The sequence below is a fragment of the Streptomyces coelicoflavus genome, assembly GCF_045041415.1.
Lineage (GTDB): Bacteria > Actinomycetota > Actinomycetes > Streptomycetales > Streptomycetaceae > Streptomyces > Streptomyces coelicoflavus.
The window spans coordinates 5918309-5940041 of the sequence record NZ_CP108218.1 but is presented as its reverse complement, the minus strand read 5'-3'; the positions used below and the strand labels follow the sequence as shown (position 1 = coordinate 5940041).

General features: G+C 72.7%; 21 protein-coding genes and 2 pseudogenes. 10 read left to right on the top strand and 13 right to left on the bottom strand.

Annotated elements, in window-relative coordinates; translation table 11 throughout:
* Positions 1-129 precede the first annotated feature (129 nt).
* Entirely contained in the window at positions 130-936 is an 807-nt protein-coding gene (locus OHA99_RS26530) for an SDR family oxidoreductase (protein ID WP_405698152.1), read from the top strand.
* A 217-nt stretch (positions 937-1153) separates the two neighbouring features.
* Here OHA99_RS26530 and OHA99_RS26525 read toward each other — a convergent pair whose 3' ends face one another.
* Entirely contained in the window at positions 1154-1480 is a 327-nt protein-coding gene (locus OHA99_RS26525; protein ID WP_007389745.1) for a nuclear transport factor 2 family protein, read from the bottom strand.
* 121 nt (positions 1481-1601) lie between these two features.
* Here OHA99_RS26525 and OHA99_RS26520 point away from each other — a divergent pair, with 121 nt between their 5' ends.
* Positions 1602-2144, top strand: a complete 543-nt coding sequence (locus OHA99_RS26520) for a DoxX family protein (protein ID WP_405698150.1) — start codon at positions 1602-1604, stop codon at positions 2142-2144.
* Positions 2145-2218: 74 nt separating this feature from the next.
* Complete coding sequence (locus OHA99_RS26515; RefSeq protein ID WP_153180138.1) at positions 2219-2569, top strand: MazG-like family protein; 351 nt, start codon at positions 2219-2221, stop codon at positions 2567-2569.
* A gap of 59 nt (positions 2570-2628) precedes the next feature.
* Here the strand turns inward: OHA99_RS26515 and OHA99_RS26510 are convergent, their stop codons facing one another.
* On the bottom strand, positions 2629-3642 hold the full coding sequence (locus tag OHA99_RS26510; protein WP_153180137.1) for a polysaccharide deacetylase family protein: 1014 nt from the start codon (positions 3640-3642) through the stop codon (positions 2629-2631).
* 38 nt (positions 3643-3680) lie between these two features.
* The gene (locus OHA99_RS26505) at positions 3681-4694 is read right to left on the bottom strand and encodes a glycoside hydrolase family 11 protein (protein ID WP_405698148.1); all 1014 of its coding nucleotides are present in this window, start codon (positions 4692-4694) and stop codon (positions 3681-3683) included.
* A 301-nt stretch (positions 4695-4995) separates the two neighbouring features.
* Between OHA99_RS26505 and OHA99_RS26500 the strand changes: the two are divergent.
* A pseudogene (locus tag OHA99_RS26500) lies at positions 4996-5551 on the top strand (LLM class flavin-dependent oxidoreductase); the annotation flags it as partial.
* Positions 5552-5694: 143 nt separating this feature from the next.
* Here the strand turns inward: OHA99_RS26500 and OHA99_RS26495 are convergent.
* The 3 genes from OHA99_RS26495 to OHA99_RS26485 all read right to left on the bottom strand — a co-directional run bounded on the left by OHA99_RS26495 (position 5695) and on the right by OHA99_RS26485 (position 7868).
* A complete protein-coding gene (locus OHA99_RS26495) occupies positions 5695-5976 on the bottom strand; it encodes a type II toxin-antitoxin system RelE/ParE family toxin (RefSeq protein ID WP_153180134.1) in 282 nt (93 codons plus the stop codon).
* Positions 5977-5980: 4 nt separating this feature from the next.
* Positions 5981-6262, bottom strand: a complete 282-nt coding sequence (locus tag OHA99_RS26490; RefSeq protein ID WP_405698146.1) for a type II toxin-antitoxin system Phd/YefM family antitoxin — start codon at positions 6260-6262, stop codon at positions 5981-5983.
* 142 nt (positions 6263-6404) lie between these two features.
* Complete coding sequence (locus tag OHA99_RS26485; protein ID WP_405698144.1) at positions 6405-7868, bottom strand: PHB depolymerase family esterase; 1464 nt, start codon at positions 7866-7868, stop codon at positions 6405-6407.
* A gap of 346 nt (positions 7869-8214) precedes the next feature.
* Here OHA99_RS26485 and OHA99_RS26480 point away from each other — a divergent pair, with 346 nt between their 5' ends.
* From OHA99_RS26480 to OHA99_RS26470, 3 genes are all read left to right on the top strand, one after another.
* On the top strand, positions 8215-8988 hold the full coding sequence (locus tag OHA99_RS26480) for a 3-hydroxybutyrate dehydrogenase (protein WP_164384983.1): 774 nt from the start codon (positions 8215-8217) through the stop codon (positions 8986-8988).
* 166 nt (positions 8989-9154) lie between these two features.
* Positions 9155-10558: an MFS transporter gene (locus OHA99_RS26475; RefSeq protein ID WP_405698143.1), complete on the top strand. Its 1404-nt coding sequence runs from the start codon at positions 9155-9157 to the stop codon at positions 10556-10558.
* A 115-nt stretch (positions 10559-10673) separates the two neighbouring features.
* Positions 10674-12665: a GAF domain-containing protein gene (locus tag OHA99_RS26470; protein ID WP_153180131.1), complete on the top strand. Its 1992-nt coding sequence runs from the start codon at positions 10674-10676 to the stop codon at positions 12663-12665.
* Here OHA99_RS26470 and OHA99_RS26465 read toward each other — a convergent pair.
* From OHA99_RS26465 to OHA99_RS26440, 6 genes are all read right to left on the bottom strand, one after another.
* On the bottom strand, positions 12658-13596 hold the full coding sequence (locus tag OHA99_RS26465) for an alpha/beta fold hydrolase (RefSeq protein ID WP_405699007.1): 939 nt from the start codon (positions 13594-13596) through the stop codon (positions 12658-12660). The two genes, OHA99_RS26470 and OHA99_RS26465, sit on opposite strands and share 8 nt — an antisense overlap.
* 223 nt (positions 13597-13819) lie before the next feature.
* Positions 13820-14944, bottom strand: coding sequence for a branched-chain amino acid ABC transporter permease (locus OHA99_RS26460; RefSeq protein WP_381584664.1), 1125 nt, complete (start codon positions 14942-14944; stop codon positions 13820-13822).
* Positions 14941-15828, bottom strand: coding sequence for a branched-chain amino acid ABC transporter permease (locus tag OHA99_RS26455; RefSeq protein WP_345963548.1), 888 nt, complete (start codon positions 15826-15828; stop codon positions 14941-14943). The genes OHA99_RS26460 and OHA99_RS26455 overlap by 4 nt, the downstream gene beginning before the upstream one ends.
* Positions 15828-16655 (bottom strand): ABC transporter ATP-binding protein, encoded by an 828-nt coding sequence (locus tag OHA99_RS26450; RefSeq protein WP_405698140.1) that lies wholly within the window; start codon positions 16653-16655, stop codon positions 15828-15830. The genes OHA99_RS26455 and OHA99_RS26450 overlap by 1 nt, the downstream gene beginning before the upstream one ends.
* On the bottom strand, positions 16652-17470 hold the full coding sequence (locus tag OHA99_RS26445) for an ABC transporter ATP-binding protein (protein WP_405698138.1): 819 nt from the start codon (positions 17468-17470) through the stop codon (positions 16652-16654). The genes OHA99_RS26450 and OHA99_RS26445 overlap by 4 nt, the downstream gene beginning before the upstream one ends.
* Before the next feature lie 4 nt (positions 17471-17474).
* Entirely contained in the window at positions 17475-18719 is a 1245-nt protein-coding gene (locus tag OHA99_RS26440) for a substrate-binding domain-containing protein (protein WP_366471998.1), read from the bottom strand.
* Between the two features lie 279 nt (positions 18720-18998).
* Here OHA99_RS26440 and OHA99_RS26435 point away from each other — a divergent pair, with 279 nt between their 5' ends.
* The 3 genes and pseudogenes from OHA99_RS26435 to OHA99_RS26425 form a co-directional block, all read left to right on the top strand.
* On the top strand, positions 18999-19787 hold the full coding sequence (locus OHA99_RS26435; RefSeq protein WP_405698135.1) for a CoA transferase subunit A: 789 nt from the start codon (positions 18999-19001) through the stop codon (positions 19785-19787).
* 2 nt (positions 19788-19789) lie between these two features.
* A complete protein-coding gene (locus OHA99_RS26430) occupies positions 19790-20443 on the top strand; it encodes a 3-oxoacid CoA-transferase subunit B (protein ID WP_405698133.1) in 654 nt (217 codons plus the stop codon).
* Between the two features lie 68 nt (positions 20444-20511).
* Positions 20512-20720: pseudogene (locus OHA99_RS26425) on the top strand (LysE family transporter); the annotation flags it as partial.
* A gap of 241 nt (positions 20721-20961) precedes the next feature.
* Here the strand turns inward: OHA99_RS26425 and OHA99_RS26420 are convergent.
* Positions 20962-21732 carry a transposase gene (locus OHA99_RS26420; RefSeq protein ID WP_405698132.1) on the bottom strand — a complete coding sequence of 257 codons (771 nt, stop codon included), beginning with the start codon at positions 21730-21732 and terminating at the stop codon, positions 20962-20964.
* Between the last annotated feature and the right edge of the window lies 1 nt (position 21733).

Sequence of the window (21733 nt, the reverse complement as noted above, 5' to 3'; positions counted from 1 at the left end):
TTCCTCCCCTTACGGTGGTTGCAAGGGGCATTCGACGGTCCGGGAACAACCCGGGCTTGGCGCGGACATGGCGGTCGCATGTCGGACGGATGAGTTCCGCATGTTCGGCGGCCCGTACGCTGCCGAGTCATGAACACCGTGAGAACCACCGTCGGGGAAAGCACCGACGAGGAAAGCAACGGCGCGCGGAAGGTCGCCGTCGTCACGGGCGCCGGGTCCGGCATCGGCCGGGCGGTCGCCGTCGAACTGCTCACCGCCGGCTGGTCGGTGGCCCTGGCCGGCCGCCGCCCCGAGCCCCTGGCCGAGACGGCCGCGGCGGCACCCGCGGGCGCCGGCACGGCGCTCACCGTCCGGGCCGACGTGTCACGCCCCGAGGACGTGGCGGCCCTGTTCGGCGCCGTGCGCGACCGGTTCGGGCGCCTGGACCTGCTGTTCAACAACGCGGGGACCTTCGGCCCCGGCGGCGTGCCGGTCGAGGAGCTGCCCTACGAGGCGTGGCGGCACGTGGTGGACACCAACCTCAACGGGGCGTTCCTGTGCGCGCAGGCGGCGTACCGGCAGATGAAGGAGCAGGCCCCGCGGGGCGGCCGGATCATCAACAACGGCTCGATCTCGGCGCACACGCCGCGCCCGCACTCGGTGGCGTACACGGCGACGAAGCACGCGCTGACGGGTCTGACCAAGTCGCTGTCGCTGGACGGCCGTCCCTACGGCATCGCGGTCGGCCAGATCGACATCGGCAACGCGGCGACCGACATGACGGCCGGGATGCAGACCGGCGCGCTCCAGGCCAACGGGGAGACGGCGCCCGAGCCCGTGATGGACGTCGCCGACGTGGCGCGCACGGTGCGGCACATGGCCGACCTGCCGCTGGAGGCCAACGTGCAGTTCGCGACGGTCATGGCGACGGCGATGCCGTACATGGGGCGCGGCTGAATCTCTTCACACGATCGGAATTTCCGAGTCCGCGGTATTGCGGCCGGTGGAGGACGTATGCTCAAATCTCCTTCACCAGAACTTCACACTTGAAGCGTTGGGGTCCACACTTCCACCACGCTCCATGGGCCATACCGAGGGGGGGAGGCGGCAGCCGTTCCGGCACACCGGTCGCACCGGTGGCGGGAACGGCTGCCGCACCGTTTTCTTTTCCCGGTTACGCCTGCCCGGTCTCGAAGCGGGCGATCCGGCCGTCCTCGTCCACGGTGAAGTCCCAGCGGGTGCGCATCTCGCCCCAGGTGTCGTTGCGGTAGCGGGCGATGAGGGCGCGACCGCCGTTCGACTCGTTGTCGACCTCCATGTGGCCGTTGGAGGAGAAGATCTCCTGGTCGATCCACTGGTCGAGGTTCCGGTCGTCTCCGTCGTCGGCCATGGTGGCGTCCGGCGCGAGCAGCGCGAGGAAGGCCTCGCGGTCGTGGGCGTTGACGGCGGCGACGAAGGCGCGGACGGCCGGGTCGCTGAGTCGCGTGGTCTGAATGGTCATGGCGGCAGCGTCACACCGGCTCCGTACCCCCGCCACCCGAACGGCGCCCGTGACGGGCCCCCGCGCCGCCGACGGGTGACGGTGGACCGGTGAGCCGCCCGCACCGTACGAGGGAGCCGACGTGAAGTGTTTCGACCGGCGTGATCTGGGCCTGCTGCTGCTCCGGCTGGGCACCGGCGGCGTCCTGGCCGCGCACGGGTCGCAGAAGCTGCTCGGCTGGTTCGGCGGCGGCGGGATCGAGGGCACCGGCCGGGCCATGGAGGCCATGGGCTACGCGCCCGGCCGGACCAGCGCCACCGCGGCGGGCCTGGCGGAGGCGGGCGGCGGCATGCTGCTCGCCCTGGGCCTGGCGACCCCGGCGGCGGGTGCGGCGGCGGTCGGCGCGATGGCCGGCGCCGCGGCGGTGCACGCCCCGAACGGCTTCTTCGCCCAGGCCGGCGGCTACGAGTACGCGGCGTCCCTCGGTCTGACGGCCGCGGGCCTCGCGGTCTCGGGCCCCGGCCGCCTCTCCCTCGACCACGCCCTCGGCCACGCGGTCAACCGCAACTGGATGGTCCCCGCCGCCCTCGCGGCGACGGCGGCGGCCACGACGGTGGTCGTGGGGGCGCGGAACAGGCGGTTGCGCAGGGCGGCGGAGGGACGGCAGGAGCCGCTGTTCGACTGACGGCCGCGGTACGGCCGACGGCGGAGGCCGTCGTACCGCACCGGGACGGGGCGGCACATGGCACGCTGCTCCGTATGAGCGACCACCCGGACGGCGCGCGAGCCGACCTCTGGAACACCGTCGACGCCCTGTGGAAGTGGCTGGAGGCGGACCAGCCCGTCGGCGGCAGGGAGGGCCTGCTGCTGCGCATGCTGAAGCTGTCGGAGGAGGTCGGCGAGGTCGCCGAGGCGGTGATCGGCGCGACCGGCCAGAACCCGCGCAAGGGCGTCACGCACACCTGGGACGACGTGGAGGCCGAGCTGTGCGACGTCGTGATCACGGCGCTGGTGGCCCTGCGGACCCTGACGCCCGAGGCCCGCGAGGTGTTCGGTCGGCACCTGGCACGGGTCGCGGGGCGCTCGCTGGACTCGTCGCCGGACACGTGAGCGCGCGGAGGTCCGCACCCGTGGGAGTCGGTCACGGGTGCGGACCGGTCACGGCCCGGTCAGCCCGCGCTGCACGACACGGTCGGCCAGGTCCAGTTGCCGTTGGCCTGGATGGTGGCGCCCCAGTTGTCGCCGCTGCCGTTCGACCTGGCGGTCAGGGTCTGGGCGCTGGGGTAACTCGCGTTGACGTTCCAGGTGGTCATGACCTTCGCCGGGGACGGCACGTTCATGGTCACCGTCCAGTCACTGGCACCGCTGACGGAGACGTTGAGGTTGTACCGGTCGCCCCACCGCTGCCCGGCGGACAGCGTCGCGGTGCAGCTGCCGCCGCCACCGTCACCCCCTCCTCCCCCGCCGCCGCTGCCGCCGTCGGGGGCGACCGCGCGGCCGGTCTGCGGCGAGATCATGCCGGAGCACAGCCCCTTGCCCGCCAGGGTCTGCGCGATGCGCGGGATGGCGGCGAGGGTGTTGGCGGGCCAGTCGTGCATGAGGATGACCTGGCCGTTGCCGAGGCGCGAGACGGCCTGCACGATCGCGTCGGTACTCGCGTTGTTCCAGTCCTGCGAGTCGACGTCCCAGATCACCTCCGTCAGCCCGTACTTGGCCTCGACCGACCGGAGTGTCGCGTTGGTCTCGCCGTACGGCGGCCGGAACAGCTTGGGCGTCCCGCCGCCGGCGCCCGCGATGGCCTGCTGGGTCCGGGAGATCTCCGAGTCCATCTGGGCCTGGCCGAGCTGGGTCATGTGCGGGTGGGTGTAGCTGTGGTTGCCGACCCACATGCCGGCGTCGACCTGGGCCCGGACCAGCGAGGGATTCTGGGCCGCGTACTGGCCCTGGTTGAACATGGTGGCCCGCAGCCCGTTCTGCCGGAGCGCGTTGAGCAGGGACTGGGTGTTTCCGGAGGGGCCGTCGTCGAAGGTGAGCCCGACGTAGCCGTTGCAGGCCGCGGCCTGGGCGGGCGCGGCACCGGCCGCGACGGTGCCCGCGGCGGCGAGCGCGGTGACGGCGACGCCGGTGGCCAGGGTGCGCAGGGAACGCAGGGGGCGTGACGACGCACGTGGTCTGGTACGCATACGAGTGATTCCTCCTCTCTGAGCGTGCGGTGGTGCGGTCAGCCCGCGGTGCAGGAGACCGAGGGCCAGGTCCAGTTGCCGTTGGCCTGGATGGTGGCGCCCCAGTTGTCGCCGCTGCCGTTCGACCTGGCGGTCAGGGTCTGGGCGCTGGGATAGCTCGCGTTGATGTTCCAGGTCGACATGACCTTCGCGGGGGACGGCACGTTCATGGTCACCGTCCAGTCACTGGCACCGCTGACGGAGACGTTGAGGTTGTACCGGTCGCCCCACTTCTGCCCGGCGGACAGCGTCGCGGTGCACCCGCCACCGCCACCGCCCCCGTTGTCGCCACCACCGCCGTCGCCACCGCCGCCGGTGCCGCCGACGTTGATGCTGGAGCTGCCGCTGCTCTGGTAGCCCTCGGTGGCCATGATCATGTAGTAGCTGAAGTTGCCCAGCGGCATCCCGGCCCGCGCCCATGCGTCGAAGTGGTTGCCGGTGGTGATGGTGCCGCCGGTCCGCTTCGACTGCCGCACGCTCCAGTACTGGTCGAAGGTGCGGGTGCCTTCGACGGAGGGCTTGTTGACGCGGGTCGTCTTGTAGATGTCGTAGGTGCCGCCGTCGGTGGTGACGGTGCCCTTGTACTCGCCCGTGGGCCGGTAGGTGCCCCAGTTGTCGACGATGTAGTACTCGACGAGCGGGTTGGACGTCCACCCGTAGAGCGCCAGGTAGGCGTTGCCGGACGGGTTGAAGGTGCCCGAGTACTGCACGGTCCGGCGCCCGCCGTTGGCCCAGCCCTTGCCGGCGACGAAGTTGCCGGTGTTGCGCCACGAGGTGCTGTACTGACCGCCGGACCCCATGTTCATGGAGACGGTGCCCTGGCTGTCGGTCCAGAACGAGTAGTAGTAGCCGTTGTTGGTGCCCTCCTGGTTGGTCGTGACGACCGTGTCGGCCCGGGCGGTGCCCGGCAGCGTCAGCGCCACGAGCGCGGCCAGCGCGAAGGCCCACGCACTCCTGATCAGAAACGTGACGGGGCCTCGTCTGCGGCGTCTCGGTTGCACAAGCAGGTTCATGGGGGGTCCTCTCCTGCGGAGGTGCGGACAACGGCGCCAGTGTTGGCCTGCACTCGTCGAGCGTCAACAGTTTCGGTAGAAGTTTCGAAACCTTCGCCACGCCGCAAGAAGCCCCACGAGAACGGAAGTTGCAGCTCACTCCGCCCACACCCCACACCACCACACCGATGACAGAAGCATCCGACAGGAGGTGCCGGAAAGAACGAAGCAAGCTTCCGAAAATTTCGACACTCAGGCTCTCCGGACAGCCGCGGCGCGATCTCACATCCTCGGTAGAGGCAGCGCACCGTTCCCCACGACGGGCCGCACGGATCTCATCCGTCTCGGACCCAGCGTCTCCCCGGTGACGCTGCGCGAGCCGATCCTGATCGCCCAGGCCCTGGCCACGCTCGACGAGCTCTCGGGCGGCCGCGCCGAGGGCGTCCTGTCCAGCGGCAACTTCGGCCTGCTGGCCCAGTACCGCATCGACTGGGCCCGCACCGGGCCGCTGTCCCGCGTGAAGGAAGCCCTGCACGTGATGCGCACGTTCCTCGACGAGGGCGCGATCACGCACGAGGGTGCATTCTTCTCCTACGACGGCCTGTTCGCCTTCGCCCGCCCGGTCCAGGACCGCCTGCCGCTGAAGCTCGGCGCGATGCGGGGCTCCAAGTCCTTCGAGACGGCAGGGGAGTTGTCGGACGGCTGCCACCACGCCCTGAGAACGGGACATCGCGCCCAGCGGCGTCAACCACATGATCTGCGCGATCACCGACCGCGCCCTGGTCCGGGCGTTCACGGGCCGGGACCTGCCGGAGGCGGCGGACGTGGACACGCAGCTGCGGCTGATCGCGGAGCGGGTGATGCCGGGGTTCGCCTGAAGGGCGGGTCTACGACGGTGCCACCACAGTCAGGCGGCTGCCGAACCGGGTTCGGAGAACATCACGGCCCGGCATCGATGAGGCGCGGGCTGCGGTCACCTCACCCCGGCCTCACGCAGCCGCCGGGTTCGTCAGGCGACACCTCAGGGGATCTGTCGGTACACGTCGCGGCGATTACCGAGGGCCAGGACCCACACGATCAGCCGACCGTCCTCGACGGTGTAGACGACACGACAGTCGCCGACTCTGAGCCGCCACCGGGCACTGTGGCCCTGAAGGGCCTTGATGTCGAACGCGGCCGTGTCGCCCGAGTCGATGGCCTTCTGCAACTCGGTGAGGCGGTACAGGATCCGCAGCGCATCCGGGCGCGGGATCTTGAGCATGTCCCGCTGTGCGTGCGGCGTGAAGCGTGTCACGTGCCCCATACGGTCAGTCCTGCCCGGCGCGGAGCATGGCGGCCATCTCCTCCAGCGAGACCGACCCCTCCGGCCCCTCGGACTCGGCTTCATCGGCCAGCCGGTTGAGCCAGGCTTCTTCGGTGTCCTCGGCGATCCTGCGCAACCGCTGGTACTCCTGGATGTCGATCACGACGGCTTCCTGCTTTCCGCGCCGCGTGATGATCGTCGGGGTTTCCTCCCGCCGGGCACGGTCGATGACGTCGGCGAGGTGACCTCGGACCTCTGCCATGGATTCAATCACCGGATCACTCATGTCACGAATGTAGCAGGTGTACATCAGACTCGACCTCAGTTTCGCACTCCTCCCAGACCGTCCTGCCCGGGTCGAGCCCTGCCGGTTCCTGGCGGGCGGCAGGGCTCGGCTCGGTGGACGAAGAGCGCCTCGGCCCGGCGGGTCAGCAGCCCCCGTCCGCGAGCACGAAGTACCCGGGTGACGTCTCCTTCAGGGTGTGCGTGACGAAGACGTTGTACAGGCCCATGTTCTGGTTGGAGCCGTTGGCGTAGGTGTAGCCGCCGCTGCGGTGGGCGCGGCCCGCGGTGACGTGGTGGTAGTTGGTCGCCGTGTAGCACTCGGCTGCGGCGCCCGTGGTCGTCGCCGTGACCGCCCCCGAGCGCGCCCCCTCGGCGCCGGAGGAGTCGATCGCGGCGACCGTGTAGCGGTAGGCGGTGCCCGCGCTCAGGCCGGTGTCGGAGAAGGACGTGCCCGTCGGGGAACCGACCCTGGTGCCGTCGCGGTGGACGGCGTACGAGGCGGCGCCGTTCACCGCGCTCCAGGACAGTGACGCGCCGGTGTCGGTGGTTCCGGTGACGGTGAGTCCGGCCGGGGCGGGCAGGGTGGCACCGCCGTCGTCGTCGGGGGCCGCGTCCAGGCCCCAGAACTTGCCGGTGTAGTAGCTGGAGCAGATGTGGTTCAGGTAGTACGTGCCGGTGCTTCCGCACTGGTCGGCGCCCGAGCCGGGGCTCACCGCGAGGCCGTGGGCCATGCCGGAGACCGAGAAGAGGGCGACGGCGGGGCGGCCGGTGGAGTCGTCGTAGGTCGTCTCCGTGGTGCCGCCGGGCAGGGTCCGCGTGCCGGAGGCGGTCTGGCCGATGCCCCAGACGTCGGTCCACTGGTCGCGCAGCTCGGTGCCGTTGACGGGGGCGACGGTCCGGTCGGCGGTGCCCTGCCAGATCGCGACCCGGGGCCACGGGCCGGTGTACCCGGGGTAGGAGCCGCGGACCTTGTCGCCCCACTGTTCCGGGGTGAGGCGCTGGTCGCTGTACTGGCAGCCCGAGGCGGCGGCCAGGCTCGTCGCGCACTGCGCGGGCAGGCCGGAGTTCACCGCGCCGCCGGCGAACACGTCGGGGTAGGCCGCGAGCAGGTTGGACGTCATGCCGCCGCCCGCGGACAGACCGGTGACGAAGACGCGGTCGCGGTCGGTGCCGTACCGCGCCGCCGCGTGCTCGACCATCTGCACGACCGAGGCGGCCTCGCCCCTGCCGCGGGTGTCCTCGGCGGGGTCGAACCAGTTGAAGCAGGACAGGTTGTTGTTGGCCGCGCTCGTCTGCGGATAGACGACCGCGAAGCCCCACTGGTCGGCGAACTCTTGCCAGCCGGAGTGGGAGTGGTAGTCGCTCGCCGACTGGGTGCAGCCGTGCATCGCCACGACCAGCGGCGCGTCGGCGGGGAGGTCGGCGGGCGCGTACTCGTACATGGCGAGGTTGCCGGGGTTGGGGCCGAAGTCCGTGACCTGCTGGAGGCCGTCGGCCGCGGCGGCGGGCCGGGCGAGCGGGGAGAGGGTGGTCAGACCCGCGGCGAGGGCGAACGCCGCGGCCAGGGCGCAACGTCCGAGGGCGCCGCGCGGGGTGAGGAAGCGCATCGAGTGACTCCCGTGAGGGGTGTGGGGTGAGGTGGGAGGGGTGCGGGTGCTGAGCGGACGCGGCGGCGGACACGACCGGCCCGCCGGCCCGCCGGTGTACGGGCTTGCTGGGAGCGGAACGTACGACCGAGTCACTGACCGCGACATGTCAAGGGCTGCCAGGAGGGTGGTGGCGCGGTGGTGGTCGCGACCATGGCGCCGGCGGGGACGGTGTGGCAGAACCCCGCGCGGGCCCGCCCGGACAGGGGTCAGACCTCGCCATGGTGGGACGCACCATGTGCCCGGCCCGAATTGTGTGGCGGGCCCACGTGCCCGAGGGCTCCCATCCTTCCTACGGTGTTCCGCCATGGAGAGCACCGAGAATCCCCTCACCCCCCGGTTCCTGGCCGGACGCAAGGCCCTGGTCACCGGGGCGGCCGGCGGGATCGGCCGGGCCTGTGCCCTGGCCTTCGCCGCCGCGGGCGCCGAGGTCTACGTCGTGGACCTGGCCGCCGAGGCCGCCAAGGACGTCGCCGCGGCGACCGGCGGTACGGCGATCGTGGCCGACCTCTCCGACCCGGACGCCGTGGACGCGCTGCCGGACGACGCCGACGTCGTGGTCAACAACGCCGGTCTCCAGCACGTCGCCCCCGTCCACGAGTTCCCGATGGACCGCTTCGCCCTGATCCAGCGGGTGATGGTGGAGGCGCCGTTCCGGATCCTGCGCCGCACCCTGCCGCACATGTACGCGCGGGAGTGGGGCCGGGTCGTCAACATCTCCTCCGTGCACGGCCTGCGCGCCAGCGCCTACAAGTCGGCGTACGTGATGGCCAAGCACGCCCTCGAAGGGCTCAGCAAGGTGGTCGCGCTGGAGGGCGCCGCGCACGGTGTCACCAGCAACTGCCTCAACCCCGGCTACGTCCGCACCCCGCTCGTCGAGGACCAGATCGCGGACCAGGCGCTCGCCCACGGCATCCCGGCGGGTGAGGTGGTCGAGCGGGTCTTCCTCGACCGCACCGCGATCAAGCGGCTGATCGAGCCGGCCGAGGTCGCCGAGGCCGCCCTGTGGCTGTGCGCCGAGAACACCGGCTACATCACGGGGTCCTCCCTCCCGCTGGACGGCGGCTGGACGGCCCACTGACGACCCCTGTCCCCATTCCCCGGTCCCCGCGGCACCCACCGCACCCGCCTTCGTCCCCCGCTCGTCCCCACCCCCCACCGCCCACTCCCCCGGACCCGCTCGACCGTCCCCGACGTCCCCCGAGCCCGGCGGATCCGACCCTCCTCGCCCCGAGACGGTGACACACATGGCCAGCGCTCACACCGCCGTGAACGATCCAGGCAGCCCGAAGAAGCCGGCCGACCTCCGCAAGGTCGTCGCGGCCAGCCTCGTCGGCACCACCATCGAGTGGTACGACTACTTCCTCTACGGCTCCGCCGCCGCCCTGGTCTTCGGCCGGGTCTTCTTCCCCGAGTCCGACCCGCTGACCGGCACCCTGCTCTCCTTCCTCACCTACGCCATCGGCTTCGCCGCCCGGCCGGTCGGCGCCGTCGTCTTCGGCCACTTCGGCGACCGGCTCGGCCGCAAGAAGCTCCTGGTGATCAGCCTGCTGATGATGGGCGGTTCCACCACCCTGATCGGCTGCGTCCCCGGCTACGCCACACTGGGCGTCGCCGCCCCGCTGCTGCTGACCACGCTCCGCCTGATCCAGGGCTTCGCGCTGGGCGGCGAATGGGGCGGCGCGGTGCTCCTGGTGTCCGAGCACGGTGACGCCCGGCGCCGCGGCTTCTGGGCGTCCTGGCCGCAGGGCGGCGCACCGGCGGGCAACCTGCTGGCCGTCGGCGTCCTGTCCCTGATGACCACGGTGCTCAGTGACAACGCGTTCAACTCCTGGGGCTGGCGGGTGCCGTTCCTGCTCTCCGGCGTGCTGGTCATGGTCGGCATGTGGATCCGGCTGTCCGTCGACGAGTCGCCGCTGTTCAAGGAGGCGCTGGCGAAGTCGAAGGAGCGCGAGGCGGAGCAGAAGGCCGAGCAGTTGCCGTTCGTCGCCGTCGTCCGCGACCACTGGCGGGACATCCTGGTCGCGATGGGCGCCCGCATGGCGGAGAACATCTCGTACTACGTGATCACCGCCTTCGTCCTGACGTACTGCGTGGCACACCTGGACATCGAGAAGCAGCCGGCGCTCAACGCGGTGCTGATCGGCTCCGCCGTGCAGTTCTGCCTGATCCCGCTGTTCGGCGCCCTCTCCGACCGGGTCGGCCGCAAGCCGGTCTACCTGGTGGGCGCGCTCGGTGTGGGCGCCTGGTCCTGGGCGTTCTTCGGCCTGCTGGACACCAGGTCCTTCCCGGCGCTGGTGCTGGCGGTCACCGTCGGACTGGTCTTCCACAGCGCGATGTACGCCCCGCAGGCCGCGTTCTTCTCCGAGCTGTTCGCCACCCGGATGCGGTACACCGGCGCCTCCATCGGCGCCCAGCTCTCCTCGGTCGCGGCCGGCGCCCCGGCCCCGCTGATCGCCACGGCGCTGCTGGGCTCCTACGGCTCCTCCACGCCGATCTCGGTGTACGTCGGGCTGTCCGCCGTGGTCACCGTGATCGCGGTGGTCGCCGCCCGGGAGACCCGCGGCACGGACCTGGCCGCGGTCGAACCGGCCGGGTCCGCGGCGGCGGCACGTCCGGCCGCCGGCCCGAAGGAAACCGCCTCCAGGTGACCCGGCGCTGAGCGCGGCGGCGAGGAGGGGGGCGGCTTACCGTCCCCCTCCTGTCGTGCCTCCCCACACCGTCGCCCTTGCGGCGGTGTCCCGTCTTCCTCACAATGGTCCGCCCATGCCCAAGAACACGTCCGTCGCCGCCCACCTGCGCCGTCTGCTCGAACTCCTCGCCGCCGGCGCCCCCGCCGAGGACTTCGGCGCCGTCGCCACCGAGGCGCGACGCGTCGGCGCCGGCGCCGACGACCTGGCGGAGATCGAGCAGGCCACCCAGGCGGCGCTGCGCGTGCACAGCGCCCTGCGCCAGCACCAGCGCCGGGAGGCGGAGCTCACCGCCCTCTTCGACACCGCGGGCGACCTCGCGGCGCTGCGCGACCTGGACGCGGTCCTGCGGTCCATCGTGCGCCGCGCCAGGATGCTGCTCGGCACCGACACGGCGTACCTGACGCTCCCCGACGAGGAGGCGGGCGACACCTTCATGCGGGTCACCGACGGCTCCGTGTCGGTGCTGTTCCAGAACCTGCGGCTGCAGCTCGGCGAGGGGCTCGGCGGCCTGGTCGCGCAGACCGCCCGGCCCTACGCCACCCCGGACTACCGTACGGACGAACGCTTCCACCACACGCACAGCATCGACGCGGGGGTCCTGGACGAGGGCCTGGTCGCGATCCTCGGCGTCCCCCTGCTCCTCGGCTCCGGCAGCGGCGGCAAGGTGATCGGCGCCCTGTTCGCCGCCGACCGCACGCCACGGACCTTCTCGCCGGACGAGGTGGCGCTGCTGTGCTCGCTGGCCAACCACGCCGCGATCGCCATCGACACCGCGAAGGCCATGACCGACGCGCGGGTCGCGCTGGCCGAGCTGGCGGAGGCCAACGCCGTGATCCGGGAGCGCTCGGCCGCCATGCAGCGGGCCGAGGAGTCCCACGACCGGCTCAGCGACCTGGTGCTGCGCGGCGGCGACGTGGCCGACGTGGCCGCCGCCGTCGCCGACCTGCTCCAGGGCGACGTCACGGTGTTCGACGCGGGCGGGTGGCCGCTCACGGAGACCGCGCGCGGGGCGGACCGGGCCGGCGGGGGCGCGGTCGGCGGGGGCTCGGCGCACGACGCGACCGGCGTCGACGGGAGCGGCGGATCGGCCCCGGCCGGCGCGGCGGCCGCCGTGGTGCGTGCCGCGGAGGACTCGCGTGCCACCGCCCACGCGGTGCTCCACGACGGGCGCTGGGTGTGCGCGGCGCTGGCCGGGCAGGAGATGCTGGGCAGCCTGGTGCTGTCGGGGCGGCCGGACCTGGACGGCCCCGACCGGCGGCTGTTCGAGCGCAGCAGCGTCGTCACCTCGCTGCTCCTGCTGCTGCGGCGCTCGGTCGCCGAGACCGAGAACCGGGTGCGCGGCGACCTGATCACCGACCTGCTCACCGCGCCCGACCGCGACCCCGCCGGCCTGGTGGCCCGCGGCCGGAACCTCGGCATCGACCTGAACCGCCCGCACCTGGTGCTGGTCGCCTCGACGGACGCGGACGTCCGCGAACGGCTGGCCGGGGCGGCCGTGCAGTACCTCTTCGGCACCGGCAGCGTCAGCGCGGAACACGCCGGTACGGTCATGCTGGTCCCGGCCGGCGGCGCCGCGCCGGGCGGGGCGGCGCGGGCCGCGGCCGAGCAGCTGACCCATCTGGTCGGCGCCCCGGTCACGGTGGCCGGTGCCGGGCCCGCCGCCGGTCCGCGCGCCCTGGCCGACGCCCACGCCGAGGCCGCGCGCTGCTTGCAGGCGCTGCACGTGCTCGGCCGCCGGGGAGCCGGGGGCAGTGCGGGCGAACTCGGCTTCCTCGGGGTGCTGCTGGGCAAGGACCACGACGTGGAGGGCTTCGTCGCCGCCACCCTCGGACCGCTCCTCGAGTACGACGAGCGGCGCGGCACCCAGTTGGTGCGGACCCTGGCCGCCTACTTCGGCTGCGGCGGGAGCCTGACCCGGGCGAAGGAGGAGCTGCACGTGCACATCAACACGGTGGTGCAGCGCCTGGACCGCATCCAGGCGATCCTCGGCCCCGGCTGGAACAGCCCGGAGCACGCGCTGGAGCTGCAACTGGCCCTGCGTCTGCGGCTGCTGTCCCTCAGCTGACGCCCGCCGCCGCCAGCAGGCGCCCCGCCACCAGGCGCGCGCCCTCATCGCCGACGACGATCGTGTAGTGGTTGGTGCCGGGGACGCGCGTGGGCCTGAGCGGCGTGCGGTCGACACCGGCCGCGGCGAGCCGCCGCTCGTCGTACAGGCCCTGCGCCTCGTCCATCAGCCCGCGTTCCGCCCACAGCAGTTCGGCCGGCCGGGGCAGCTGGTGGACGGCGTCCGCGACCGCGCCGCCGAGCTGGTCGGTGCCGTCGACGCGGACGGCGTCGAGCCGGCACGAGGAGCGCAGCGCCGGTTCCTCGCCGACCAGGTCGCGCTGGATGTAGGCGTCCGCCCAGGGCGACCAGGCACCGGCGAAGGCGGGATGGCGCTGCCAGAACTCCCGGTAGGCCGCCCGGTCGGGGAACGTCATCGACAGGCGCCGCATGGCCGGCCCGATCACGGCGCTGATCAGCTCGTCGGGGCTGAGCCCGGCGGGGACGGGGAAGCCGACTCCGCCGTCCACCAGCAGCAGCGCCGAGAGCAGGTCCGGGTGGCGTACGGCGGTCAGGGCCGCGGCGAAGGCACCCATGGAGTGACCGGTGAGGACGACGGGACCGGCGTCCAGCGCCCGCACCACGGCGGCCACGTCGTCGGCGTGCGCCCCGATGCCGTACGGGCCGGGGAGGGTGCCGCTGCCGCCCCGGCCGCGCAGGTCGGGTGCGAGCAGGGTGACCCGGCCGGCGAGGTGGTGGGCGACGCGGGCCCACATCAGGCCGTTGGCGGTGATGCCGTGCAGCGCGAGCACCACCGGCGCGCCCGGCTCGGCGGCCGGCCAGCTCAGTACGGCCAGTTCACCGCCGGCCACGGGCACCCGCAGCTCCTCGTACGGCGGGAAGCCGGGAGCGTCGGCGGCGGGTCCGGTCGTCGTCGTGTCGTGCGTCGGGATGTCGTGCGTCGGGGTGTCACTCACGGTGCGGGAGCCTCCTTGCGGTGGGACGCGGGCGCGGCGGGGCGGCCCGCGAGGTACTGGACGACAGGGACCCGGGCCGGACCCCCGGCGACGACGCCGTGCGGCGACGCGCCACCGGGGACCGCGGCTTCTGGTACGGCGGGGCGCCGGAGCCGTACGCGGCCGACTGCGCCGGGCCGTCGCGCCTTGACGATCCGGTTCACGAGGCGGGCGCCTCCGGCCGGCGGGCCTTGGCGCGGGCGGCGCGCAGCCGCCGGGGCAGCCGGACCACGCCGCCGGGCAGCAGGTATATCACCGCGACGAACAGCGCCCCGAGCAGGAACAGCGGCTGGGACAGCGGCACCCGCAGCACGGCCGGCAGGCCGGCGACGGCGCCGGAGCCCGCGAGGTCGCCGAGCCGGTGGTCGGCCCAGGTGTAGAGGATGCCGCCGAGCATCGGGCCCCAGCGGGTGCCGGAGCCGCCCAGCACCACCATGACCAGCAGGGAGAGGGTGAAGTCGGAGGTGGTGGTCTGCGGGGTGGCGCCGCCGGTGAGCAGCAGGTAGACGATGCCGCCGAGCGCGGCGAGGGTCCCGGCCAGGACGAAGGCGATCAGTTTGAAGCCGTACGGGCGCAGCCCCAGCATCTCCACCCGGCGCTCGTTCTCCTTGATGCCCTCCCAGACCCGGCCGGTGGGTGAGCGGACCGCCCAGTGGACGACGGCGAGCACGAGGACCAGGTAGGCGAGGGCGATCCAGTAGAGGTTGGCGGTGTGGTCGATGCCGACGAGGGAGGCCGGCAGCCGGTCCGCCGGGGCCGCCCTGCCCTCCTCGCCGCCGGTGACGCCGCCGGGGTCGCGCTGGACGAGGATGGAGCCCGCCTGGGCGAAGGCGAGGGTGACCATGGAGAACCCGATGCCGCTCACCCGCAGGCTGACCGCGCCGAGGAGGGCGGCCAGCGCCACGCCCGCGAGCAGGCCGAGCACGGCGGAGGCGGCGAACGGCAGGCCCGCCTCGAGCATCACGGTGTTGGTGACGTAGGTGCCCGCGGCGAAGTAGAGCGCGTGGCCGAAGGAGAGCAGCCCGGTGCGGCCCAGGAGCAGGTCGTAGCCGGTGGCCAGGGCGCCGAAGACCAGGCACAGGGCGAGAAGTTGGAGGTTGCCGGGGCTGCCGATCGGCCCGTCGAGGAGCCCGGGCAGCGGCAGCGCGCTGTAGGGGGCGACGAGCAGCACCGCCAGCAGCGCGGCCGGCCACCAGCGGGTGGCGCGGCGCAGCGGCCCGGCGCGGCCGGCGAGGTGGGGGTCCGCCGTGCGGACGTCGCCGCGCGGCTCGGTGGCGGTGGTCATGCGAGCCTCCCGGTCAGCCCACGCGGCCGGACGAGCAGCAGGGCGGCGAGCATCACGACGACGGCGAGGTCGCCGAGGCCGTCGGTGGTGTAGTAGTTGGCGAACTGCTGGACGAGCCCGACCCCGACGGAGGCCAGCGCGGCGCCGGTGAGCGAGCCCATGCCTCCCATGACGACGACCACGAACGCGAAGATCAGCAGCGAGGTGCCCTGTTCGGGGTCGACGGAGCCGAAGTAGAGGCCGCCGATGGCGCCGCCGAGCGCGGCCGCTGCCCCGCCGATGGCGAAGACCAGCGTGAACGCCTTGCGTACGTCGGTGCCGAGCGCGGTGACCATGGCGCGGTCCTCGACGCCCGCGCGGACGACGAGGCCGTGCCGGGTGCGGCCGAGGAACAGCTTGAGCGCGGCGAGCACGGCCACGGCGGCGGCGATCAGCACCAGCCGGTTGAGCGGCACCTGGGCACCCAGCAGTTGGAACGTGCCGGACAGCGCGTCGGGGGCGGGGAAGGGCCGGGCGTCGGCGCCCCAGATCGCGGAGAGCAGCGCGGGCACGGCGAGGCCCACGCCGACGGTGGCGAGGATCTGTTCGCGGGGACGGGTGTAGAGCGGGCGGATGACGGCGAGTTCGAGGGCGACGGCGGCGGCCGTGCCCACGGCCGTGCCGAAGGCGACCGCGAGGACGAAGCCGAGGCCGCCGGAACCGGCGCCGGGGAGACGACCGGAGGCGGCCCACCAGGTGCCGTAGGCGCCGATGGACATCAGGGCGCCGTGCGCGAAGTTGAGCACGTCCATCAGCCCGAAGATCAGCGACAGGCCGGAGGCGACCAGGAAGTACAGCGCGCCCAGGCCGAGTCCGGTGAGGACGAGCAGAACGACGGTGGACATCAGGCTTCCGCCTCCTGGTCCTGGACGGTTCCGGGGTGCGCGGGTGGGCGCGCGTGTGGCTGCGTGTGTGGCTGCGTGTGTGGGTGCGCGTGCCCGACGCCGAGCAGCCGGCGGGCCGCGTCCGGGTCGTCGAGCAGGCCGGCGGCGGGGCCGCGGTGGGCGGTGCGGCCGTCCGCGATCACGGCGCAGTGCCGGGCGAGGCGCCGCACCACGGCGAGGTTCTGCTCCACCAGCAGCACCGGGACCGTCTCGGCGGCCCGCTCCAGCACCCGGGCGACCTCGGTGACGACCTTGGGCGCCAGCCCCTTGGTGGGTTCGTCGGCGATGATCAGGCGGTTGCCGTTGAGGAGGGTGCGGGCGATGGCGACCATCTGCTGCTGGCCGCCGGACAGGGTGCCGGCCGCCTGGCGGGCGCGGGTGCGCAGTTCCGGGAAGAGTTCGTACACCAGGCCGTACGCGGGCTCGCCGGCCCCGGGCCGCTCGGCCAGGCGCAGGTTCTCCGCGACGGACAGGGCCGCGAAGACGCCGCGGTCCTCGGGGGCGTAGCCGACGCCTCGGCGGACCAGGGCGTGGGTGGCCAGGTGCACGGTCTCCTCGCCGTCCAGACGCACGCTGCCGGTGCGCGGGACGAGGCCGAGGATGCCGCGCACGGTGGTGGTCTTCCCGGCGCCGTTGCGGCCCAGCAGGGCGGTGGTGCCGAGGGCCGCGACGTCGAGGTCGACGCCGTGCAGGATGTGCCGGCCGCCGACGACGACCTTGAGGCCGCGCACGGTCAGCAGCGGCGGGGCGGCGGTGGCGGTGGCGGTGGCGTTGGCGTTGGCGTTCACAACCCCTCCCCGAGGTAGGCCTGTTGCACGGTGGCGTCGTCCATCACGGCCTGCGGGGTGTCCAGGGCGAGCAGCGTGCCGTGGTGCATGACGGCGAGCCGGTCGGCCAGGCCGAGCAGGACGTCCATGTGGTGCTCGACCATGAGCACGGTGCGGTGCTCGTCGCGGTGCAGGGAGCGGATCAGCGCGGTCAGCGCGGGCACCTCCTCGGCGCTCACGCCCGCCATCGGCTCGTCCAGGAGCATCAGCCGGGGTTCGCCGACGAGCAGCACGGCGAGTTCCAGCTTGCGTTTCTCGCCGTGGGAGAGGACGTCGGCGGGGGTGTCGGCGCGGTGGGCCAGCTCGGTGCGGGCCAGTACCTCGGCGACCTGCTCCGGGTAGCCGTCGGCGCGGCGCCAGACCCGGTACGAGCCGCCGTCGGCGGCCTGGGCCGCCAGCTCCACGTGGTCGGCGACGGTCATGCCGGGCCAGAGGCTGGAGGTCTGGAAGGTCCGCCCGAGTCCCCGCCGGGCGCGGGCGTAGGCGGCCTCGCCGGTGATGTCGGCGCCGTCGAGTTCGATCGTGCCCCGGGACGCCCGGTTGATGCCGCTGACCAGGTTGAACAGGGAGGTCTTGCCGGCGCCGTTGGGGCCGATGAAGGCGAGGAACTCGCCCTCGTGCACGTCGAGGGAGACCGAGTCGACGATGGTGGCGCCGCCGACCGTCCAGCCGATGTCGCGCAGGCGGAGCACGGGTGCGGGGGCGGCGGTGCCGTCCACGGTGCTGTCGGAGGTGGTGTCGGAGGTGGTGTCGGAGGTGGTCTCGGGGGTGCCCATCCGCTCAGCCCGCCGTCTTCCGCACCGGCGGGGCGACCGACGCCATCGGGACGGTGTCGATCAGCTCCGGCTCGGCGTCGGCGCCGCTGCCCTTCAGCCGGGCGGTGAACATGGGCTGGAGCAGGGCGTGGTCCTCGGCGCGGATCTGCTGCCTGCCCTTGGGGCCGTCGAAGGTCCAGCCCTCCAGCGCGTCCACCATGGCGGCGGTGTCGGTGGCGCTGCCGGACTCGACGGCGCGCACGATCATCTGGGCGGCGGTGAACCCGTCCGGGCTGAACAGGTCGGGGGTGCCCCCGGACTCGGTGATGCCGTCGAGCATCGCCTTCTCCACCGGGTTGCCGCCGCCGGCCCCCGGGAAGTAGTGGGCGAGGAAGGACACCTTGGCGGCGCCCGCGCCGAAGACCGGGTACGAGGCGGTGCCGGCCATCCCGGTGACGACCTTGGCCGCGTCCAGCACGCCCTGCTGGTTCAGCGCCGTCCAGAGGGCGGGTGCGGTGGCGCCCGCCCAGGCTACGAAGACCAGGTCCGGCTCGCCCGCCTTGACCTGGCGGGCGAAGGGGGTGAGGTCGGTGGCGCTGGGCGGGGCCAGCACGGAGCCGACGGTGGCGCCCTTCCTGCCCAGGACGTCCTTCACCGCGGCCACGTTGGCCTGCCCGAAGGCGGAGTTCTGCGCGAGAACGGTGACCTTCTTGCCCTTGGCGTCGCCGAGTTGGGCGCTGACGGCGAGGATGTCCTGGTAGGACTGCCGGCCGGAGCGGAAGGTGAAGTCGTTGATGCCGGTGAGCGCGTCGGTGGCCGCGTCGCCGTTGATGTACAGCACCTTGTTCTGCGCGGCCAGGGGCGCCATCTGGAGGGCCACCCCGGAGTCGGTCGTCCCGGCGAGGATCTTGTAGCCCTTGCCGATGAGGGTCTTCGCGGCGGCGACGGCCTTCGCCGGGTCGCCCGCGTCGTCCTGTTCGGTCACCTCGATCCGGTGCCCGCCGGCCTTGTTCGTCCCGTGGGTGGCGTAGGCCAGGCCCGCCTTGAAGCCCTCCTCGTACTGCTTGCCGTAGGCGGCGAGCGGTCCGCTGCGGGAGTAGACCAGGCCCACCTTGACCGGGCCGTCGCCGCCCGCCCCGTCCGCCTCGGTACCGGCGGTGCCGGCCGAGGAACAGCCGACGAGCAGGGTCGTGGCGGCGAGCAGGGCGAGTGCACCGAGCGCTCTGCCTCTGGTGGTGCCCGGGGCGGTGCCTGTGACGGTGGAACGCATGATGACCGGCTCCTTGGAAGGTGTCGCGGCGCGGGATTGCCGGAACGATAGGGGCGCCGCGCGGCGGGCGGCATGTGGCCGGTCACCGCTCCTGTACACCCGGTCATGGCATGGGCGCACATGGCCGGGGACGCCATGCGCCGCAAGGGTGGAAAAACGGCCGTCGAACGCCCGCCCCGGTGCACGCAGCGCTCAGCACTCAGCACTCAGCCCGGGACCGCAGGGCGCGACGGCCCGTGTGCGAGCAAGCACCCCGACGCGGACGGAGAAGGAATCAGCATGGACAAGGTGGTGGAGTCGGCCGCACGGGCGGTGTCGGACATCCCCGACAACGCGGTACTCGCGGTCGGCGGCTTCGGCCTGTGCGGCATCCCCTCGACCCTGATCGGCGCCCTCGCGGAGGGTGGGGCGAGCGGGCTGCGCGTGGTGTCCAACAACTGCGGGGTCGACGACTGGGGCCTGGGCCTGCTCCTGTCGGCGGGCCGGATCGCCCGGATGACGTCCTCCTACGTGGGCGAGAACAAGGAGTTCGCCCGCCGGTACCTCGCCGGTGAGCTGGAGGTGGAGCTGACCCCGCAGGGCACCCTCGCCGAACGGCTGCGGGCCGGCGGCGCGGGCATCCCGGCGTTCTACACCCCGGCGGGGGTCGGCACCCAGGTCGAGGAGGGCGGCCTGCCCTGGCGCTACTCCCCCGACGGCGGCGTCGTGGTGGCCTCACCGCCCAAGAGCGTCAAGGAGTTCGGCGGGCGCCGCTACCTCCTTGAGGAGGCCATCACCGCCGACTTCGCGCTGGTACGGGCGGCGGTCGCGGACCGGCACGGCAACTGCGTCTTCCACGCGGCGGCCCGCAACTTCAACCCGCTGTGCGCGACGGCGGGCCGCGTCACGGTCGTCGAGGCCGAACGCGTCGTGGAGCCCGGCGAGCTCTCCCCGGACGCCGTCCACCTGCCGGGCGTGTACGTGGACCGGGTGGTCGCCGCCGATCCGTCCCTGGACAAGCGCGTCGAACGCCGCACGGTCCGCGGCCCGCGCACCGCCGCCACCACCACTGTCGCCGAGGAGAACTGACCATGCCCCTGGACCGCGACCGACTCGCCGCCCGCGCGGCCCGTGAACTGCGCGACGGCCAGTACGTCAACCTGGGCATCGGCCTGCCCACGCTCATCCCCAACCACCTGCCCACCGGGGTGCACGTGGTGCTGCACTCGGAGAACGGCATCCTGGGCGTCGGCCCCTACCCGTACGCCGGTGAGGAGCACCCCGACCTGATCAACGCCGGCAAGGAGACGGTGACCACCGTCCCCGGCACCGCCTACTTCGACTCGGCGTTCTCCTTCGGCATGATCCGCACCGGCCGCATCGACGTGTCCGTCCTCGGCGCCATGCAGGTCTCGGCCCGCGGCGACCTGGCGAACTGGATGATCCCCGGCAGGATGGTCAAGGGCATGGGCGGCGCGATGGACCTGGTCCACGGCGCCCGCCGCCTGATCGTCGTCATGGAGCACACGGCGAGGGACGGCTCCCCCAAGATCGTGGAAGAGCTGACCCTGCCCGCCACGGGCCGACGGGTCGTCGACCGCATCGTCACCGACCTGGCCGTCCTGGACGTCACCCCCGAGGGCCTGCGCCTGGTGGAGACGGCTCCGGGCGTCTCGGTGGACGAGGTCCGCGCGGCCTCGGGCGCGGAGTTGCTGCTCCCCGAAACCCCCGCGAAAACGAGCTGAGGGAGCTCCCCCGCCCGTACTTCGATGCGCGAACAGTGTCCTCCGAGCGGCTGTTCGCCTTCACGGCGATGTCGTTCCTGCTGATCGTGGTCCCGGGCCCCAGCGTGCTCTTCGTGAACGAGCGGGCGCTGGCCCGGGCGCCAGACCGCGCTGACCACGGTCGTGGGGTGCACGGTGGGCGCCTATGCGCTCGTCATGGCGGTGGCGCTCGGGGTCGGGTCGGTCGTAAAGCTCGGTACTCGTCTTCACGGCGCTGAAGCTCGCCGGCGCCGCCTACCCCCGGCGAACGCGCGGACCAGGCGGTCTCCGACATCCTGGCCAGCCTCGACATGGCGACCGGCCGGGGCAAGCATCAGGGGCGGCTGAATCAGGAGATCAAGCGGCTGTTTCCCACCTCGGGCAACAGCTACAGAGCCCTCGAATCACCGCGGTGGCGGCACAGGTGCCAAGCTGGGGGCTGTCCCGCAAAGATCTTGAAGTCGCCTCGGGCATGGTGGGCCGCCGTGTGGCCCGCTTGCCTATCCGGCGAGGGCGAGGTTGTGCATCCGGGCGATGCCGCGCATGGCGTGGTGGACGCCGTCGCCTTTGAGGCGGCAGTCGCGGAGGATCTTCCAGGTCTTCATACGGGCGAAGACGTGCTCGACGCGGGCTCGGACCTGCTTGTGGGACTTGTCGTGCTCCTCTTCCAAGTCCGGGAGGTCACCCTGGCCGCGCTGTCGGCGGTGCGGGATCACGAGTCCGGTGCCCGGGTAGCCGCCGTCGGCGATCGTGGCAGTGTTGCCCACGGCGTCCTTGGCCCCGGACTCCTCCCACGCCTTGCAGTCGTTGCGGTTTCCAGCGAGCGGCTGGCCGACCACGACGATCAGCCGGGTGTCGGCGTCGATGACGACTTGGTGGTTGGTGGAGTACCGGTAGTTCTTCGACCGCTCGGCGACGGTGTGGTCGCGGGTGGGGACCGGGGTGCCGTCCACGACGAGGACGGTGTCCTTGGCGAATCGCTTGCGGGGCTGGAGAGCGAGCAGGGGTCCGAGGTGGTTGATGACTCGACCGGTCGTGGACTTCGAGACACCGAACAGCGGGGTGAGCTGTCGCAACGTCAGATTGGTGCACCAGTAAGCCGTGACCAGCAACACTCGGTCCTCCAGCGGCAGACTCCACGGCCGGCCTCGGTGGACCACATTTGCTCCGTCGCGCCGCAGCGTGGTCAGCAGTTTGCCGAAGCGGCACGGGCTCAGACCCGCGAATGGGGCTATCCAGGACGGCTCCGATGCCGTGATCACACTCGCCACA